Source organism: Ruegeria sp. CDSA020, from assembly GCF_059612345.1.
Genome location: NZ_JBXWQK010000004.1, coordinates 349604 through 364947 on the forward strand (window position 1 = coordinate 349604; position 15344 = coordinate 364947).

Consider the following 15344-nt stretch of genomic DNA (forward strand, 5'->3'; position numbering starts at 1 on the left):
TGATTTGCGTTGGAGGAATGCTTCGTCGGAATGGGCCGTAGAGTAAAATTTGAATATTTTGCGCACTTATTTGCAGAATTTATAATTTATCAGCATTTGCCTGAACCGTATTGTTCGGGAACATGGCAGACATCTTGTGCGAACGGAGCTGCAAAAATTTTAGAAACTCATTTGCGGCGGTCGGCAGTGGCCGTTTGCCCGAGGTAATAAGGCACAGATCGCGATTCAGATCGGGTTCGGAAAGGCTGCGGTAAACCAGCGACGGGTTTAGATAATCCGGCGAGGCCAGTGCTGGCAACGCCGACACTGCCATCCCTTGTTCGACAATTCCGACCAGAGCGGCAATGGTCAGTACCGTAAAGCCCGGATCGGATACGGAAACGGGCAGCCCCCGCACGCCATCGGTAAGGCGGCTGATCCCGGTATCGGCGGCCATGCCGACAAAAGACTGATCTTCAAGACAGGCCCATGCCAACCTGTCCTTGCGCCGCGCCAGCGGATGATCCGCGCGGCAGATCAAACCCACGCGATCCCGGAGGAAGGGAGCATAGGTCAAAGCCGGATTGTCGGACCACTTGTTTGCGATCCCGAAATCGGCCGCACCGTTCAGAATCTGGGTTTCAACCCCGCGCCCGTTATCGTCCTGAATTTGCAGCGAGACATCCGGCTTAACAGTCGCATAATCACGGGCGGCCCGCGGCAGTACCCGAATTGCGACGGAAGGCAGTGCTGCGATACGCACCAGGTTGCGCTGTTTCCTGGCACTGCTCCGTACCGAAAGGATCGCCGCGTCAAGGCCGCTCAGGATGGCTTCAGCCTTGTGCAGAAACTCTTTTCCCTGAGGTGTCAGAGAAACGGAGCGAGTGGTACGTTGCAGCAGAGCCGCTTCTACGTTTTCCTCGAATTGCTGGATGCTGAGGGTCAGGGCAGGTTGGGAAATGGCGAGTTCGTCCGCCGCCTTGCTGAACGACCCGCATTTCGCTACCTGAACGAAAGCACGAAGCTGCTTAAGCGTTACATTTCTGGACACCAACCTGGACATAGACGGAGTCTACACCAGCCACGCAGCAAGTGCCTGCGAATTCGCTCCTCGGCGTAGCTTTCTGCAAAACATCAGACACATGACGGGTTGAGGCACTGATGCTATTACAGCTTGAAAGGCAAGCGCCAGATGCCAAAACTGGTGTGATGGGCGGTGCTGCTAGACTAATTTGAAATAGCCTCAGGTGGAGGGTTTTGTCGCAAAGTTTTGAGCACGAAGAGCTGTTTCAATGATCGGATTGGAGCTAGACGGTCAGCTCAGCGAATTGTTTGAATGACAGAGTCCGGGCCTGCATTGGCCTTTGCGTCTGTGCACTGGATCAGCAATAGCGCCGCAATATCGTGTGACCCACCGGTTCAGCGTGGTGTGGTCAACTGAGACCCCGCGATCTGCCATGATTTCTTCATGATCACGATATGAGACTCCGTAGCGGACGTAGAAGAACGCTGAGAACAGGAATACATCCTTCGGATATTGCGCGCCTTTAAAGGAAATCATGAACCGGCTTTCGACTTGATATGACCAGCAGTCATTCACGCGCTGATTGCGAATGCGTCGATGGTCAAAAGATTGCAACATTTTCCGATCAACAACCTGACCAAGCCCCAAATACAATGACCAGTCAGCTGAACAATCTGCTGGTATCGGGAATCCAAAAAGTGTTCTGAATACTCGAGCCTTGACGCATTTTCGAATTAGGGCACTGATGTTGACATCCCGGATGCGCTGTATCCATATCCTGAATTCCATGATCGGCAGCAAAAATAGTGGAAAAGAAAAACTGCACTGAAAGTGAAATAGGTCAGACACTGCAACGGTTACGCCAAGAGCGTGACCTTAAGTTGGGTGACCTGGCTACTCGGGCACAGGTGTCCACTGCGATGATCAGTCGTATAGAGAATGGTAATGTCTCACCTTCGCTTGCGATGCTGCAATCACTGGCGGATGCCCTTGATGTGCCATTGGTGGCATTGTTTGCACGCTCAGACGCGGCAGCAGATGTGCATCACGCGCGTGCCGGGGATGGTCTCCAGGCGCGGCGTATCACTCAGGGGCACACGCATAACTACCTTCTGTTGGGTAAGCACAGCGCACCCCAAGGGACGTTCCAGTCGGCGCGGATCAGTATTTCAAAAGAACAATCAGACAATTTGCCCGGCTATCAGCATGAAGGCTATGTCTTCATATACATAATCGAGGGCCAGGCAATCTATCGTTGCGGCAGCGAAGATTTTGATATGTCAGCGGGAGATACGTTGAGTTTTGATGCCAAGCTTCCGCATGGTTTCCGTAAAATCCACTCGCAAAAGATCGAATTCATAGCCGTCTCTACTCGTCAGCAATAGTAGGGCATTCCAGATACACAACCCAATTTGGCGCCAACTAAGTGATATCGCATGCTGGCCAGATTTTTGAATTTCGAATAACCATATCTTATGGGTCGAATCTGACACCCTAAATGACAAGGCAAAAACCACTGAGGCCAAATGAACATCACATTCCGACAAGTTGACGCGTTTCGAACGGTGGTCTCGACCGGGACTGTGACCGAGGCCGCAGCGATGTTGGGTATTTCTCAACCTGCAGTCAGCCGGCTGATCTCTGATTTCGAAGAAGAAGTTGGGTTTCCACTTTTTCAGCGTGTCGGCCGTGTGCTGATACCCACAGACGAGGCCAGATTACTGGTTGAAGAGGTGCGCCAAGCCGTTAGCGGTATGGAACATATTAAGGATTCTGCCACAGCTATTGGGAAATTTGGCCACGCGCGCCTCAATCTTGTGATTACGCCTGGCGTTTCTTCGCAGCTCGCGCCGGACCTGATAGGGAAATTTGCTGCCACTTGCCCACATGCGATGGCCCGAATGGAAATTGCCCCCAGCGATGATGCAGTCGAATGGATGGTGTCCCAGAATTATGACTTTGGCATCACGACAACCCAACCGGCAAATCCGTCATTTGAAAGCCTTGTGATCAAAGACAGTGATGTGTGCTGCGTGGTTTCGGTGGATCACGCATTGGCCGACAATGCTCTTGCCCAGGCGAGGGATCTGGCAGATGAAAGTTTTATTTCCTATATGCCGTCCTCTCGCTTTCGCTATGAAATCGACCAGTTTTTCGAAGCAAAAGGGATTGCACGGCGCATGCAGTATGAGACGCGCACAACCGACTCTATCTGCAGGCTGGTTTCACGTGGTTTGGGAGTTTCTGTCGTCGGCGCCAGTCTGGACTACCTCAAGACCATTCCAGGTTGCGTGGCTATACCTTTTGCCGCGCCGTTGAACTTCCGGGCTGTTCTATTTTGGTCAAAGAACAAGACCCTGTCTGCCGTTGGAAAGTCTTTTCTGAACATCGTCCAATCAGATCTCAACGCCGATTGAGAGCCGCCCGAAAAGTGGATCGCGCCTGCGCGCTGTGGATATAGGCATAGTCGCGGGGATAGGACGCGCCTGCCTTTACCTCCATCGAAATGAACTGCGGGCCCGACAAAGATAAAACCTGTGGTGCCGCTTCGGAAAACCGGTCGATATCCGTGAAACGTTGCACACCCGCGTACCCTGCAGCCCAGGCCATAGCAGCGAAATCAACCATGTCCGCCCCAGGCAGAGGATGCGCTCCGTTCACTTCGTACACCCTGTTGAAAGATAGAAAGTGATACAGGTTTCTTGCCCCGGCACTGGCAATTGTGACCAATGTCCCGAGGTTCATCAACAGACTGCCATCACCATCCAGAACAATCACGCGCCGATCTGGATTGGCCAACGCCAGCCCCAATCCGTGAGATGAGGCCTGCCCCATCGCCCCGACTGCGACATAGTTCAGTTCACGTGGGTTCAGCGCCAGCCAGTCGAAACAGCTTTGATAGACTGCGACCACAATATCGTCGTCGCGAACATGAGGGATCAGCGCCTCGAGCGCCGCATCTCGGTGCATTGTCATGGTGTCTCCGGGGGGCGCCCTATCAGGAAAATATGGGGTTTTGACGATGTATAGGCGGCCTCAACGGCCTGGCAGATATGTGCCTCATCTCCGGGTTCTTCGATCAGCGAATGCGACAGTGCCATTGCATCCAGCACCGGACGGACGATCCTGACCCCGTAAGAGGCCGAGTAATCTGGGTGTATATGCGGCTCTTTTCCTTGCAGACCCACCATCATCACGACCGGTAATTCGTAATCCACCCCGATAGCCCGGATTGCATTGAGAGAATCCATCAATCCTGTTTGCTGCATCATCAAAAGCGCACGGGTTCCGTTATATGACATAGCCCCACAGATACTGACACCTTCATCTTCCTTGCAGATGCGGGTCAGACGAAATTCCGGATCCCGAGAAATTGGCCATAGCAACCCATCACTGGTAACAATATCAGGCAGGGCCACGATTTCACGCACCTGCGCCGCCTTAATTTGTGCCAGAATTGCTGCACCAGAAGGATGCGCCACCTTTGGCACATCCGCCGCCACCCTAGACGAAGCGACCATCACGCGCCTCCGCCCAGAAATCTTGCAATACCGTCCCGCGCAATCCTCAGATCGCGCATATGTCCGACAGTTATGCGCAAATAGTCCCCGTATGCGGACGAGGCGAACCGCCGCACCGCGACACCTTCCTGCAAAAGCGCGCTTGTGGCCGCTTCTGCGGATCTTTGCATATCGGGAAAATGAACCAGAACAAAATTTGCCTGACTGGGTATTACGCCCAACCCAAGTGCCTGCATCTCGGCGCTGATCCAGTCCCGGCCCCTACGGTTCGCATCGTGGACATAGCGTGTGTGCGCCTCATCTTCCAATGCCGCAATCGCAGCTGCAGCAGAGGACGACGCCACTGGAAAAGTCAAACCGACCCGACGAACAGCATCGATGATGTCATCGGGCCCGTACATCCAGCCCACGCGCGCGCCGGCCAATCCGTAAATCTTGGAGAACGTCCTGCAGATGACGACATTTTCCGCCTGTTCGACCAGAATATGGGCGGGTTCATAATCCGGCGCGTCGACGTATTCTTCATAAGCTGCATCGATGATCAACAAGACGTTGTCTGGCAGTGCAGCATGCAGGCGGCGAACTTCAGTTCCGCTCAGGTAAGTACCTGCCGGGTTTTCGGGGTTAGCCAGATAAACCACCCGCGTCCGATCAGTCAACGCATTGATCATACGGTCAGCGGATGGTTTGAAATGATCATCTGCAACCGACACAACCTCGGCATCGTTGGCATAGGCGTAGTTCGGGACCTTCAGATAGCCGTTTGCACTGCGGATCAATTCGGTACCGGGTCCAAGATATGCCCGCGCCAGCCGCGCCAGCAAGTCGTCGGACCCCTGCCCTGTTGTGATGCGCGCCGCATCCAGTCCGAAATGGCTCGCGATTGCCGGGGCAAGAATGTGATCCGGATTTTCCAGATAACGTTGAATCGAGCTGGCGGCAGCCCGTGCCGCGTCTCGGGCAATCGGACTTGGACCAAACGCACTTTCATTTGAATTGAGCAGGACTGCGGAGGGCGGCGCGATATTGGCCGCCTCGCTCACCATATGGGGTTTGATCCTGTCAATTCCCGCTTTCGCGAGGGCAACGGTCATTCATGTCCTCCTGCACCAATAGGCGGGGTGGGTTGTGATTTTCCTTCATATCACATAACTAGTCATTTTTAGCAATTCACTTTCTTTAATGTTATGTTATTGATGTGCAGAATACCACCCTAAGGACTCACATGACTGATCCCCACGCGACCTCTAACAGCAGGCTTCATCTCACAACGGATCTGGACTTACCGGGACGGAATACCGGTGATCTGATGTTGAAATGGTCCGACAATGCTGTGCCCCTTGGGTATTACCCCGTTCCGGTCATCAGCATCCGCGGACAGCCGGGGCCTGTCGTGTTGATGCTTGGGGGAACTCATGGAGATGAATTCGAAGGTCCGGCAGCTATCCTTCGGCTTGCAGCGCAACTTGATCCGTTAAAGTTGACCGGACAGGTCATCCTGATCCCAGCTCTGAACGCGCCGGCGGTTCACGCCTCTTCGCGTGTTTCGCCGCTAGATGGTCAAAACCTGAACCGCGCATTCCCCGGAAATGCAGACGGCGGCCCAACCGCCATGCTTGCCCATTTTATTGAAACTGAAATGATCCCGCGGGCAGATGCCGTGATTGATCTGCATTCGGGTGGCAAGGCATCAGTGTTCGAACCCTGCGCGTTGGCTGCACGCACAGACGATGCGCAGCTCACTGCAGCCAATATGGAATTGGCTCGGGCCTTTGGGTTGCCGTTGATCTGGGTACTCGGTGCGAACAACGACAACCGATCTGTTAACTCCGCCGCGGCTCGGGCCAAGATCCCTATGATCGCGGCGGAACTGAGCGGTGGCGGCGGTGTCGACCCTGATGTGACCGATCTTGCTGAGGCTGGCCTGATGCGTTGCCTGCGTCATCTGGGTGTTCTACCCAGCAGGTCTTCGGAATCTGTCCCGACGCACTGCGTAGAAATCGCGGACCCAACGCACAGTCTCTACGCCCCTGCCGATGGCCTGTTTGATCGACGCTGCTCCGCCGGACAATATGTCGAGGCCGGAGCATCTGCTGGCACGCTCTTTTTTCCAGCCGAACCGGATCGCACACCGTTGGATCTGAGGTTTCCAGCTTCGGGTCTTGTTCTTGCCCATGGCAATCGCGGTGTGGTGCGCCGGGGCGATTTGCTGACCTTAGTGGCGCAACCTCTGCCCGAGGGGCCATAGATGCGGACCTATACGCCATTCATCAACGGGTCATTTCTACCCTGGGCCGCTGAGACATTGCCGAGTGTCAACCCGGCCACCGGCACTGAGTGGAGCAAGATCGCACGATGTGGCGCTGAAACAGCCGATCAAGCCATACGAAATGCCGATCGCGCCTTTCGGGAAGGCCCATGGGCCAACACCATCCCAAATGACAGGGCCCATGTTCTGGATCAGCTTGCCGATACTTTGGAGGCCCGCTGGCAGGAACTGGTCGAGCCCGAGATCCGCGACAATGGCAAGCGGATCTCCGAAGTACGGGGGCAATTTGCCGGATTGCATAGCTGGTTTCGGTATTTCGCAGCACAAGCTCGCAAAATGCAGCCCGAACAACAGGCAAATACAGTCCTCGGTGTGAGCAGCGTAGGCCACTACATCCCCTATGGCGTGGTTGTGGCAATAACACCTTGGAATTCTCCTTTGATGATCCTTGCTTGGAAGCTGGCTCCGGCACTGGCGGCGGGCAACACGGTTGTTGTCAAACCATCGGAAATGGCGTCAGCCTCAACGCTGGAATTTGCCCGGCTTGTACATGAGGCTGGGTTACCGCCTGGCGTCCTTAATGTAGTGACTGGGCTCGGCTATGAGGTTGGCGAGTCGCTCGTTCGCCATCCATTGACCCGCAAGGTGACCTTTACCGGGTCAGATCTCGGAGGATGTAAAGTCGCCGAAGCAGCGGCGGCGGGTGTGGTCCCGACAGTGCTGGAGTTAGGAGGAAAATCACCGCAGGTTGTGTTTGCGGACTGTGATCTGGACAACACCGTCAACGGCATTCTCTCTGGTATTTTTCTGTCTAATGGACAGACCTGTGTCGCCGGGTCACGTCTAATCGTCGAAGCCAGCATGAAAGAAAACTTGTTGGCAAAACTGCTGTCACGGGCGCGCGACTTACGTCTTGGTGATCCGATGGAGCTTGAGACTCAGATTGCTCCGCTGGCCAATGAACCGCACCTGCGCAAAGTGACCGATATGATTGCACGGGCAAAGGCGGATGGGGCTGTTTGCCTGTTGGACGGGCTTGAAGCTGCCGCTGGGCGAGACGGGTTTTTTGTTGGCCCAACCATTTTCGACAATGTGACGCCCGACATGCAGCTCTGGCGCGAAGAGGTGTTCGGGCCGGTGCTGGCGGTTACCTCATTTGATACAGAAGCCGAGGCCATCGCGCTGTCCAACGATAGCGACTATGGGTTGGCCGCCGGTGTCTGGACCACGGATCCCACCAAAGGCGAGCGAGTGGCCGAGGCTATCGTTGCAGGCACCGTTTACATCAATCACTATCGCAGCGTCGATCCCGCCAGCCCTATTGGCGGGGTCAAGCAGTCCGGATATGGGCGAGAACTTGGCCCGGACGCGATCAAGGATTTCTGTCAGATCAAATCCGTCTGGACCGGCGTAGCGCCGGTCCCGGATCCGTTTCCCTGATCTGTCAGCACCAATACGTACGGAGGACGCCATGAATGACCATTTCGACGCCCCCAAAGGCGATTTTAGAGGCCATGACAAGCAGTCAGTTTGGGCTCAGAAACCTGACCCGGAGCTGACTGAGGTTGGCCCAGGCACCCCATGCGGGGAATATCTGCGCCGGTTCTGGATGCCGGTGGCAATGACAGATCAGGTTGGTGATCTGCCCTATCGTTTACGCATTCTGGGCGAAGACCTTGTTCTGTTTCGCGAGAAGAAAGAAGGCAAGCTGGGGCTGACTCACTTGCATTGCTGCCACCGCAACATGAGCCTAGAGTTCGGGATCGTGGAGGAAGGCGGCATTCGCTGCTCTTATCACGGTTGGAAATACGGGCTGGACGGCACCATTCTGGAGACCCCCTGCGAACCGCCCGCATCACAGGTCAAGAAAAAGGCCTGTTTGGGGGCGTATCCTGTGATCGAATACAAAGGGCTCGCCTTTGCCTATATGGGTCCTCCCGAAGCCCAACCTCCTTTCCCTGTAATGGACACTTTCGATGATGAGGATGACGAGCTGGTGCCCTACCTGATCAAATCCCCTTGCAACTGGCTTCAGGTCATGGAGAACGCCTGGGATCCGTTTCATGTGGTCTATCTTCATACGCTGGCCGTGCGCAGCCAATTCATCGACGCCTTCGCCGAAATGCCGATGATTGAGTTTCATGCCAGTGCCACTGGTGATTTTTACACCAATGTGCGGCGTGTAGATGACATAGTCTGGATCCGTATCCATGATCATATGCTGCCGTCATTTACCCAGAACGGTGGACATTTCCCAGTGCCAAACGGGCCGCGTTACTTTGGGCGTTGCGGGTTGTCGCGCTGGATCACACCCATTGACGACACGAACACCATGGTCATTGCCTGGCGTCATTTCCGCAACGCTGTTGCCAACGATGATCCGAAGGGCCTGACTGACAAAAGCAAAGTGGGCTTTGGCAAGACCGACTTCTATGGGCAGGATCCCGATCGCCCATATGAAATGCGGCAACGTGACCCTGGCGACTATGATGCCTGGGTCAGTCAGGGGCCCAAAAATATCCATTCACGCGAAAATCTCAGCTTTTCCGACAGGGGGGTGGCCAAGGCGCGCCGGCTGCTGCGAAATGCCATCCGCGCGCTGCAAAACGGAGAACGTCCGACACAACCGTCTGACAATTTCTCCGGACAGATCATCCCAACCTACGCCGGTGATACGATGCTGAGAATTCCCGTGCAGGAGGGGCGCGACGATGGTGCAGTTCTCAAGGAGATCTCGCATCAGGTGGCCGAGATTTACATGTCCGGCGATCACTTGCAGGGCGATGATCGCAAAGTCTTCATCATAGAGGCACTAAAAACATACGAGGCAAGTTGGTCATGACCAAGCGTATCCCTCACAACCCTGGCCGGGTTGACTGGGCAGGTGAAAACCCGGGCATTTACCTCAAGCAGAACGCTGATCAGGAACAGTATGATACTCTGGCACTGTTTTTCCGCGTTGTGCTCTCGCCTTATGGTCGCGGTCACGCGGCAGTCATCTTAGGTGCACCGGATCGGGCGCAAGGTTGGCCACATGTTCCAAATCTGATCATGACCGACAACCAGCGTTTGATGCGTTGGATCGTGGATGGCTGGGTGACCAAAATGCCGACCTTCGTCGGCAAAGCGGGTCTAGAGGCGATGACCTGGCTCGACTGCGACAGTGTCGAAAAGCGCCCTGGCAATTTGAAGGCACGTTACTCAGAAACATTACGTGGATCAGGCGTCACGGTCGAAATGATCTGGCACGACATGGGTGCACCTTTGCCGGTCGAGGTGACCAAGGAAAACTCGGCCACCAAAGAGCATGAAATGTATTCGGTGTTTCTGGAAGCAAAATCCGCACAGGTCGTGATCAACGGTACGCCCCTGCCTGGCGTCGTTGCCGATCGGCAGTTCTTTGGCCGAACCATGAGCACGGCTTTTCTAGCCTTTTCGGAAACCTGGGTAACGCCACAGGAGGATCTGTGATGCCATTGAACGAGCCGGTCACACCGGGCACCGTGGATTGGACAGGTGAAAACCCTGGCATTCTGCTAAAAGACGACAATGGCGATTTCACAGCGATGGCTTTGTTCTTTCGCGTTGCCTGGTCGCCGGTCGGACAGGGTCAGGTATTGCTGCTTTATGGGACACCTGATCAGGTTGAAGGACCGCCAGAGGCTCCAAATGTGATCCTCAGCGACAATCCAGATCTGACCACATTCCTGAAAAAGAACTTCATCAGCAAACTGGCTGCATTTGCCGATGCACCAGCATTTGCCACCATGCCTGAAATCGGCGCACAAGCTGTGCGAACCTCCGGCGATCCGATGAGCCACCGTTATACCGAGACAATAGTAGGTGAGAGCCTGACCGTCGAACTCGTCTGGGAGGGGCTCCAACCGCCACGGGCGCTGGAACTGTCGCCGCATGAGGTTGCCTCGGGCGAACAGAACATGTTTTCGCTACTCGTGCCGGCGCATTCGGCACAGATCATTGTCAATGGCAAATTGCTGCCAGGTAAGCTGGGAACAAGGGTACAGGCCGGCTACGAAACGACCACCGCGTTCCTATATTTCTCGGAGACATGGATCATCCCGCCGGAGGATCCGTGATGCTGCATCCTGCGGATCAACTCGCATTTGACAGGGCAATGGTTACACAGCCGGTCTGGAACCGGTTCAACACGGCCGCCGACGCGTTGGGGCTTGCGGAAAACACACTGCTTCATGCAGGGCCCGCCTTTGCCGATCCCAATCTAATCACGGCCCCGATCCTTAATTCAGCTTGCGTCGCAGCAGTCTGGCAGGGGCTTGCTCGGGATTTCGACCAAGCCGAGGCGATGATCCTAAATGGTGAAATCGAGTTGAAACCCGCGCAGGATCACGATCTTGTCACTCCTCTGGCCGCTGTTGTCTCGGCAGACATGCCACTACACACAATTTATGATGCCTGGCGCGGGCAGCAACGTGTGTTCACACCGATCAATGCGGGCAGCCGCCCAGCGATGCGGCTGGGTCAACGATCCAAGGCAGTGTTGGAGCACATCCGCTGGCTCAACACCCGATTTGTGGATGTGTTGGACAATGGGCTCGCCGAAGGTATCGCACTTGTGCCGCTGGCCGTGACTGGCCTGGTATGGGGGGACGACTGCCATGGACGAACACCCGTTGCAACAGACGCGCTTGTCGCCGAACTGAAAGATCGTACCATTGGCGGGATCAAGGACGAAGAAGCACTGGCCTTCATGGCCAGCTCGCCGTCGCTGTTCCTCAATCTTTGGATGGCAGCCACAAAATGCATGATGAAGTTGGCCGAAGGTGTCGAAGGTTCAAGTTTTGTCACTGCTGCCGGTGGCAACGGGCGCGAGGTTGGCATCCAGATTTCGGGCTTGCCCGGCCAATGGTTTACAATTCAAGCCGATCCACCAAAAGGGAAATTCGAAGTCGATGTGCCCCAGGACAGGGCATTAGGAGCAATCGGTGACAGCGCCGTAATTGAGGCTTTCGGACTCGGCGCCATGGCCATCGAATTGAGCCCAGATCAGAAAAAGGGTCTGGGTGCCTTTCTGCCCGACAACGCTCAAGCGCGCAGTTCCGGCCTATCCGTAGGGACACATCCTTATTTTCGAACACTAGATATTCGACTAGGCAGCACGGCACGAGGCGCGGTGGCCGAAGGGTCGGGGCCGGTAATTGGTCTGGGTATCCTCGACAAGCTTGGCGAAGCTGGCCGGCTGGGAGGGGGTATTTATGACATGCCGGTCACCCCCTTCGCTGTGGCCATGGAAATGTTGGAGAAATGACGGAGTTAAACCGGTTCAGCGCGCATGAATTGGCCCGGTTGATCCGCGAGGGTGAAGTCAAACCGTCTCAGGTGATGGCGGCACATCTGGACCGAATTTCGCAACGGGAACCTGCGATCGGGGCGTTTCAGTACCTCGATGCGGATCACGCCATGGAGCTTGCTCACGCTGCCGATACACTTCCAATCGGTGGGCCGCTCCATGGCGTACCTTTTGTTATCAAAGACATTATCGACACAGAAGCCTTGCCAACAGGTTGGGGCAGCGATCTTTATTCCGATCGACAACCAGACAAAAACGCGACATGCGTCCAGGCTTTTCTGAACGCAGGGGCGATCCCAATTGGCAAGACGGTCACAACCGAGTTTGCCTATTTTCGACCGGGCAATACTGCAAATCCGGCAAGTCCTGGACATACCCCCGGCGGCTCTTCCTCCGGGTCTGCCGCTGCGGTCGCCGACTTCATGGCACCGCTCGCATTTGGCTCGCAGACAGCTGCCTCTTTGATCCGGCCGGCCGCTTATTGCGGTATCTGCGGCCTCAAACCGACCACCGGTAACTACGATCTGAGCGGGGTTATGGGCTTGTCAGGCAGCCTTGACACGCTGGGAGTTCTGGCAAGAGATCCGCGTGATCTGGCGTTGGCAGATGCCGTTTTGCGTGGAGCAAAACTGACACCGCCACCTGAATACGACGTTGCGTTGCCCCGGGTCAGCCTGATGCGTGGTCCCCATTGGGCGGACGGATCGATAGAGATGCGCGACACCTGCACACGTGCGCTGGCAGCCATTGCCGCGACCGGTGCGGAAACAGGTGAAATCACGCACCCGCCGATATTTTCCCGGCTTACACAGGCGCAAATAACCGTCATGGGGTACGAGGCAGCCCGCCTTCGCAAAACAGAGTACCAAATTGGCGTCCCCGGTATCAGCCAGCAATTCCACGATTTGATAGCCTATGGGCTGCTGGTTACAGAAGACGAATATCTTACTGCGGTTGAGACCCGTAACCGTGCATCAACCATGCTGGATCAAATGTTCCGCGACGTGGATGCGTTGTTGGTTCCCTCAGCTCCTGGTCCGGCACCGGCAGGGCTTGGCGCGACAGGTGACCCGGTGTTCTCGCGGATGTGGACTCTGCTTCAGGTGCCCTCAATCGCCCTGCCCTTTGGTGCGGATCACTCTGGGCTACCGCTTGGTATACAACTGATCGGCCCGTACGGAGCAGATAAGCGGTTGCTGGACATCGCCCAATGGGTGCACGGGATTCTGCAGGTATCCTGCCGAGCAGCATAAATCCCGCTCTCCGGATGCTGTATCAACCGACCAGCGGCAGCAGTATTGCCAAAGACAGAGGGATGCTCACTGCGGCGATCAGGGTTTGCAATGTGACAATCGCTGCCATCAAAGGGGCATCGCCACCCAGTTGCTTTGACAGCGTGTACGCGGATGCACCAGTTGGAACCACAGAATAAACGACAGCAATTTGCAGCACATCCCGGGGCAATCCAACCGCCAACCCAACCACCAGTACCGCTATGGGGAAGACCACCATCTTGCCTAAGAACGCAAGGATAAGCGGTAGCACACTGGCGGCCATAGCGCGCACTCTCAAATTTGCGCCTACGGCCAACAGGGTAATCGGTAAAGCCCCGGCCCCTAAAACGTCTGCTACATCATGTAAAACCGGGATCCGGTCACCGATCAGCTGGTTGGCGCCGAACGCAAGCAATATCGAAATAACATAAGGATTGCGGGCAAGCTCGCGCAGGATTGCAACAGGCAAACTGGTGGCATTGTCGCGTTGCAGTGCACCGACCAGCATGACTACCATTACGATATTGGTGGTCGGCACCAGTATCGCAGTCGCAAGAATAGCGATATCTAATCCTGTGGGACCAAAAAGATTTGCCGCCAGCGCCAGCCCGATGAATGAGTTATGCCGAGCGCTTCCCTGTAGTATCGATGTACCTTGCGGCGCCGCGAACCCAAAAAGGCGCGCACTTATGAGGGCAAAGATCAGCGCCGCAACAAACCCGCCCAGAATGGTAACCGAGTAAAGGCCAAGCGCGGATTTATCGAGTGGCGAGAGCGAGATTTTGGTAAACAGCAGACAAGGCATCAGTACCCAATAGACAAGCTTGTCGTTCAGGTTCCAGAAATCAGTGCTGGGGATGCCGCCCTTTCGAAGAGCCAAGCCCAAAGCGATGATCAGAAAGATCGGCAGGATGGAAGTCAGTGTCGTCAGCATGGCGATCCGTGGGCAAAAATGAACACACCCAACCCGACACTTTCAAAGCGTGAAGATCAATGTCATTCGACGCCGAAATTGTACCTCGGTCATCAGGATGCTTCGGACTCGTCGTCGATGACGCCCATTGCATCGATTTCGACCAATAACGATGGATCAGCCAATCCCTGCACGACAACACCGGTCGAACAGTGGTGCACGCCGTCGAACCAGCGATTGATCGCCTCGTAAACGGCGGGGCGATAGGAGATGTCGGTGACATAGACGGTAAGTTTGCAGACATCCGCCAAACTGCCCCCGGCTTCTTCCATCCAGCGCTGGATGTTGCGGCAGGCCTGATCTGCCTGTACGCCCGGATCGCCTTCACCAATCAATGTTCCGTCCAGCAGAGTACCAACCTGTCCCTGCATGAACACAAAATCACCTCGGGCCCGGATCGCTTTGGAATAGGTCGCCTGCGCGTGATAGCGGGTTTGGTACTTGTGGATATGTGTGCGGGTCATGGCATCCCTTTCTTCAGGTGACGGCGCGAGCCAGATAGTCCTCTACCATGTCACTAAAGCTCTGTTCGACAGCGAATTCGAAACCATCCTTGCATCGCATCACCAATGCCTTGAGGCCAAACAGTTCAGTATAGGTGACAGCGTCTTTGCCGAATGCAGTGTCATGCAGATCCAACGGGCAGGCAATGGCCATCACTTCGCCCGCCTGCGGACCCACTACTTTGAAAAAGGCCAGAGTATCCGAAATCTGCACAATACTGATATTGGCGGGACAATCGGTAGGCTTGAGCTGTGCTCTCAACGTTTGTTCCAAATCCAGCGAAGCACGGGCGATCCAGTGGTCTCGCCCGATGTGATACAGCTCAATCGCATCTTTCTCTGTTCGTCTATTAGGCTTATCGGACAAACGGGGCAAAGCGTCCCCCACCCAGTTTTCAATCGCTGCCGACGCCCCTTTGAGATCGAACAGTGCGTTCAGACTCTGGCGTGTGATCTGTAAGTCATAGCTCAT

At 55.3% G+C, this 15344-nt stretch carries 16 protein-coding genes and 1 pseudogene; 9 read left to right on the forward strand and 8 right to left on the reverse strand.

Features of this window, described 5'->3' with window-relative positions; all coding sequences use genetic code 11:
• Positions 1 to 79: 79 nt before the first annotated feature.
• Both AC2FJW_RS09115 and AC2FJW_RS09120 read right to left on the reverse strand, forming a co-directional pair.
• Entirely contained in the window at positions 80 to 1042 is a 963-nt protein-coding gene (locus AC2FJW_RS09115; RefSeq protein ID WP_496749895.1) for a LysR family transcriptional regulator, read from the reverse strand.
• Between the two features lie 300 nt (positions 1043 to 1342).
• Positions 1343 to 1540, reverse strand: a pseudogene (locus AC2FJW_RS09120) (IS6 family transposase); the annotation flags it as partial.
• A 269-nt stretch (positions 1541 to 1809) separates the two neighbouring features.
• Between AC2FJW_RS09120 and AC2FJW_RS09125 the strand changes: the two are divergent.
• Positions 1810 to 2388 carry a helix-turn-helix domain-containing protein gene (locus tag AC2FJW_RS09125; RefSeq protein ID WP_496698260.1) on the forward strand — a complete coding sequence of 193 codons (579 nt, stop codon included), beginning with the start codon at positions 1810 to 1812 and terminating at the stop codon, positions 2386 to 2388.
• Between the two features lie 141 nt (positions 2389 to 2529).
• On the forward strand, positions 2530 to 3420 hold the full coding sequence (locus AC2FJW_RS09130; protein ID WP_496691505.1) for a LysR substrate-binding domain-containing protein: 891 nt from the start codon (positions 2530 to 2532) through the stop codon (positions 3418 to 3420).
• Here AC2FJW_RS09130 and AC2FJW_RS09135 read toward each other — a convergent pair.
• From AC2FJW_RS09135 to AC2FJW_RS09145, 3 genes are read right to left on the reverse strand one after another with little or no spacing between them, the layout of a single operon-like run.
• A complete protein-coding gene (locus AC2FJW_RS09135) occupies positions 3407 to 3979 on the reverse strand; it encodes a thiamine pyrophosphate-dependent enzyme (RefSeq protein ID WP_496749896.1) in 573 nt (190 codons plus the stop codon). The two genes, AC2FJW_RS09130 and AC2FJW_RS09135, sit on opposite strands and share 14 nt — an antisense overlap.
• Complete coding sequence (locus AC2FJW_RS09140; RefSeq protein WP_496749897.1) at positions 3976 to 4524, reverse strand: decarboxylase; 549 nt, start codon at positions 4522 to 4524, stop codon at positions 3976 to 3978. Before AC2FJW_RS09140 ends, AC2FJW_RS09135 begins: the two co-directional genes overlap by 4 nt.
• On the reverse strand, positions 4524 to 5618 hold the full coding sequence (locus tag AC2FJW_RS09145) for a pyridoxal phosphate-dependent aminotransferase (RefSeq protein WP_496749898.1): 1095 nt from the start codon (positions 5616 to 5618) through the stop codon (positions 4524 to 4526). Before AC2FJW_RS09145 ends, AC2FJW_RS09140 begins: the two co-directional genes overlap by 1 nt.
• A gap of 131 nt (positions 5619 to 5749) precedes the next feature.
• Between AC2FJW_RS09145 and AC2FJW_RS09150 the strand changes: the two genes are divergently transcribed.
• The 7 genes from AC2FJW_RS09150 to AC2FJW_RS09180 are packed head-to-tail and all read left to right on the forward strand — an operon-like array spanning position 5750 to position 13375.
• Positions 5750 to 6772 (forward strand): succinylglutamate desuccinylase/aspartoacylase family protein, encoded by a 1023-nt coding sequence (locus AC2FJW_RS09150; protein ID WP_496691501.1) that lies wholly within the window; start codon positions 5750 to 5752, stop codon positions 6770 to 6772.
• Positions 6773 to 8233, forward strand: coding sequence for an aldehyde dehydrogenase (locus tag AC2FJW_RS09155; RefSeq protein WP_496749899.1), 1461 nt, complete (start codon positions 6773 to 6775; stop codon positions 8231 to 8233).
• A 31-nt stretch (positions 8234 to 8264) separates the two neighbouring features.
• Positions 8265 to 9635 (forward strand): Rieske 2Fe-2S domain-containing protein, encoded by a 1371-nt coding sequence (locus AC2FJW_RS09160; RefSeq protein ID WP_496749900.1) that lies wholly within the window; start codon positions 8265 to 8267, stop codon positions 9633 to 9635.
• A complete protein-coding gene (locus tag AC2FJW_RS09165) occupies positions 9632 to 10264 on the forward strand; it encodes a hypothetical protein (protein ID WP_496749901.1) in 633 nt (210 codons plus the stop codon). Before AC2FJW_RS09160 ends, AC2FJW_RS09165 begins: the two co-directional genes overlap by 4 nt.
• A complete protein-coding gene (locus AC2FJW_RS09170; protein ID WP_496749902.1) occupies positions 10264 to 10890 on the forward strand; it encodes a hypothetical protein in 627 nt (208 codons plus the stop codon). Before AC2FJW_RS09165 ends, AC2FJW_RS09170 begins: the two co-directional genes overlap by 1 nt.
• Positions 10890 to 12080 (forward strand): YlbE family protein, encoded by a 1191-nt coding sequence (locus AC2FJW_RS09175; protein WP_496749903.1) that lies wholly within the window; start codon positions 10890 to 10892, stop codon positions 12078 to 12080. Before AC2FJW_RS09170 ends, AC2FJW_RS09175 begins: the two co-directional genes overlap by 1 nt.
• Positions 12077 to 13375 (forward strand): amidase, encoded by a 1299-nt coding sequence (locus AC2FJW_RS09180; protein ID WP_496749904.1) that lies wholly within the window; start codon positions 12077 to 12079, stop codon positions 13373 to 13375. Before AC2FJW_RS09175 ends, AC2FJW_RS09180 begins: the two co-directional genes overlap by 4 nt.
• 22 nt (positions 13376 to 13397) lie before the next feature.
• On the opposite strand, the gene AC2FJW_RS09185 is transcribed toward AC2FJW_RS09180, so the two are convergent.
• From AC2FJW_RS09185 to AC2FJW_RS09195, 3 genes are all read right to left on the reverse strand, one after another.
• Positions 13398 to 14330, reverse strand: a complete 933-nt coding sequence (locus AC2FJW_RS09185; protein ID WP_496749905.1) for an AEC family transporter — start codon at positions 14328 to 14330, stop codon at positions 13398 to 13400.
• A 92-nt stretch (positions 14331 to 14422) separates the two neighbouring features.
• Positions 14423 to 14833, reverse strand: a complete 411-nt coding sequence (locus AC2FJW_RS09190; protein ID WP_496702232.1) for a RidA family protein — start codon at positions 14831 to 14833, stop codon at positions 14423 to 14425.
• Between the two features lie 13 nt (positions 14834 to 14846).
• Positions 14847 to 15344, reverse strand: a complete 498-nt coding sequence (locus AC2FJW_RS09195; RefSeq protein WP_496749906.1) for a sarcosine oxidase subunit gamma — start codon at positions 15342 to 15344, stop codon at positions 14847 to 14849.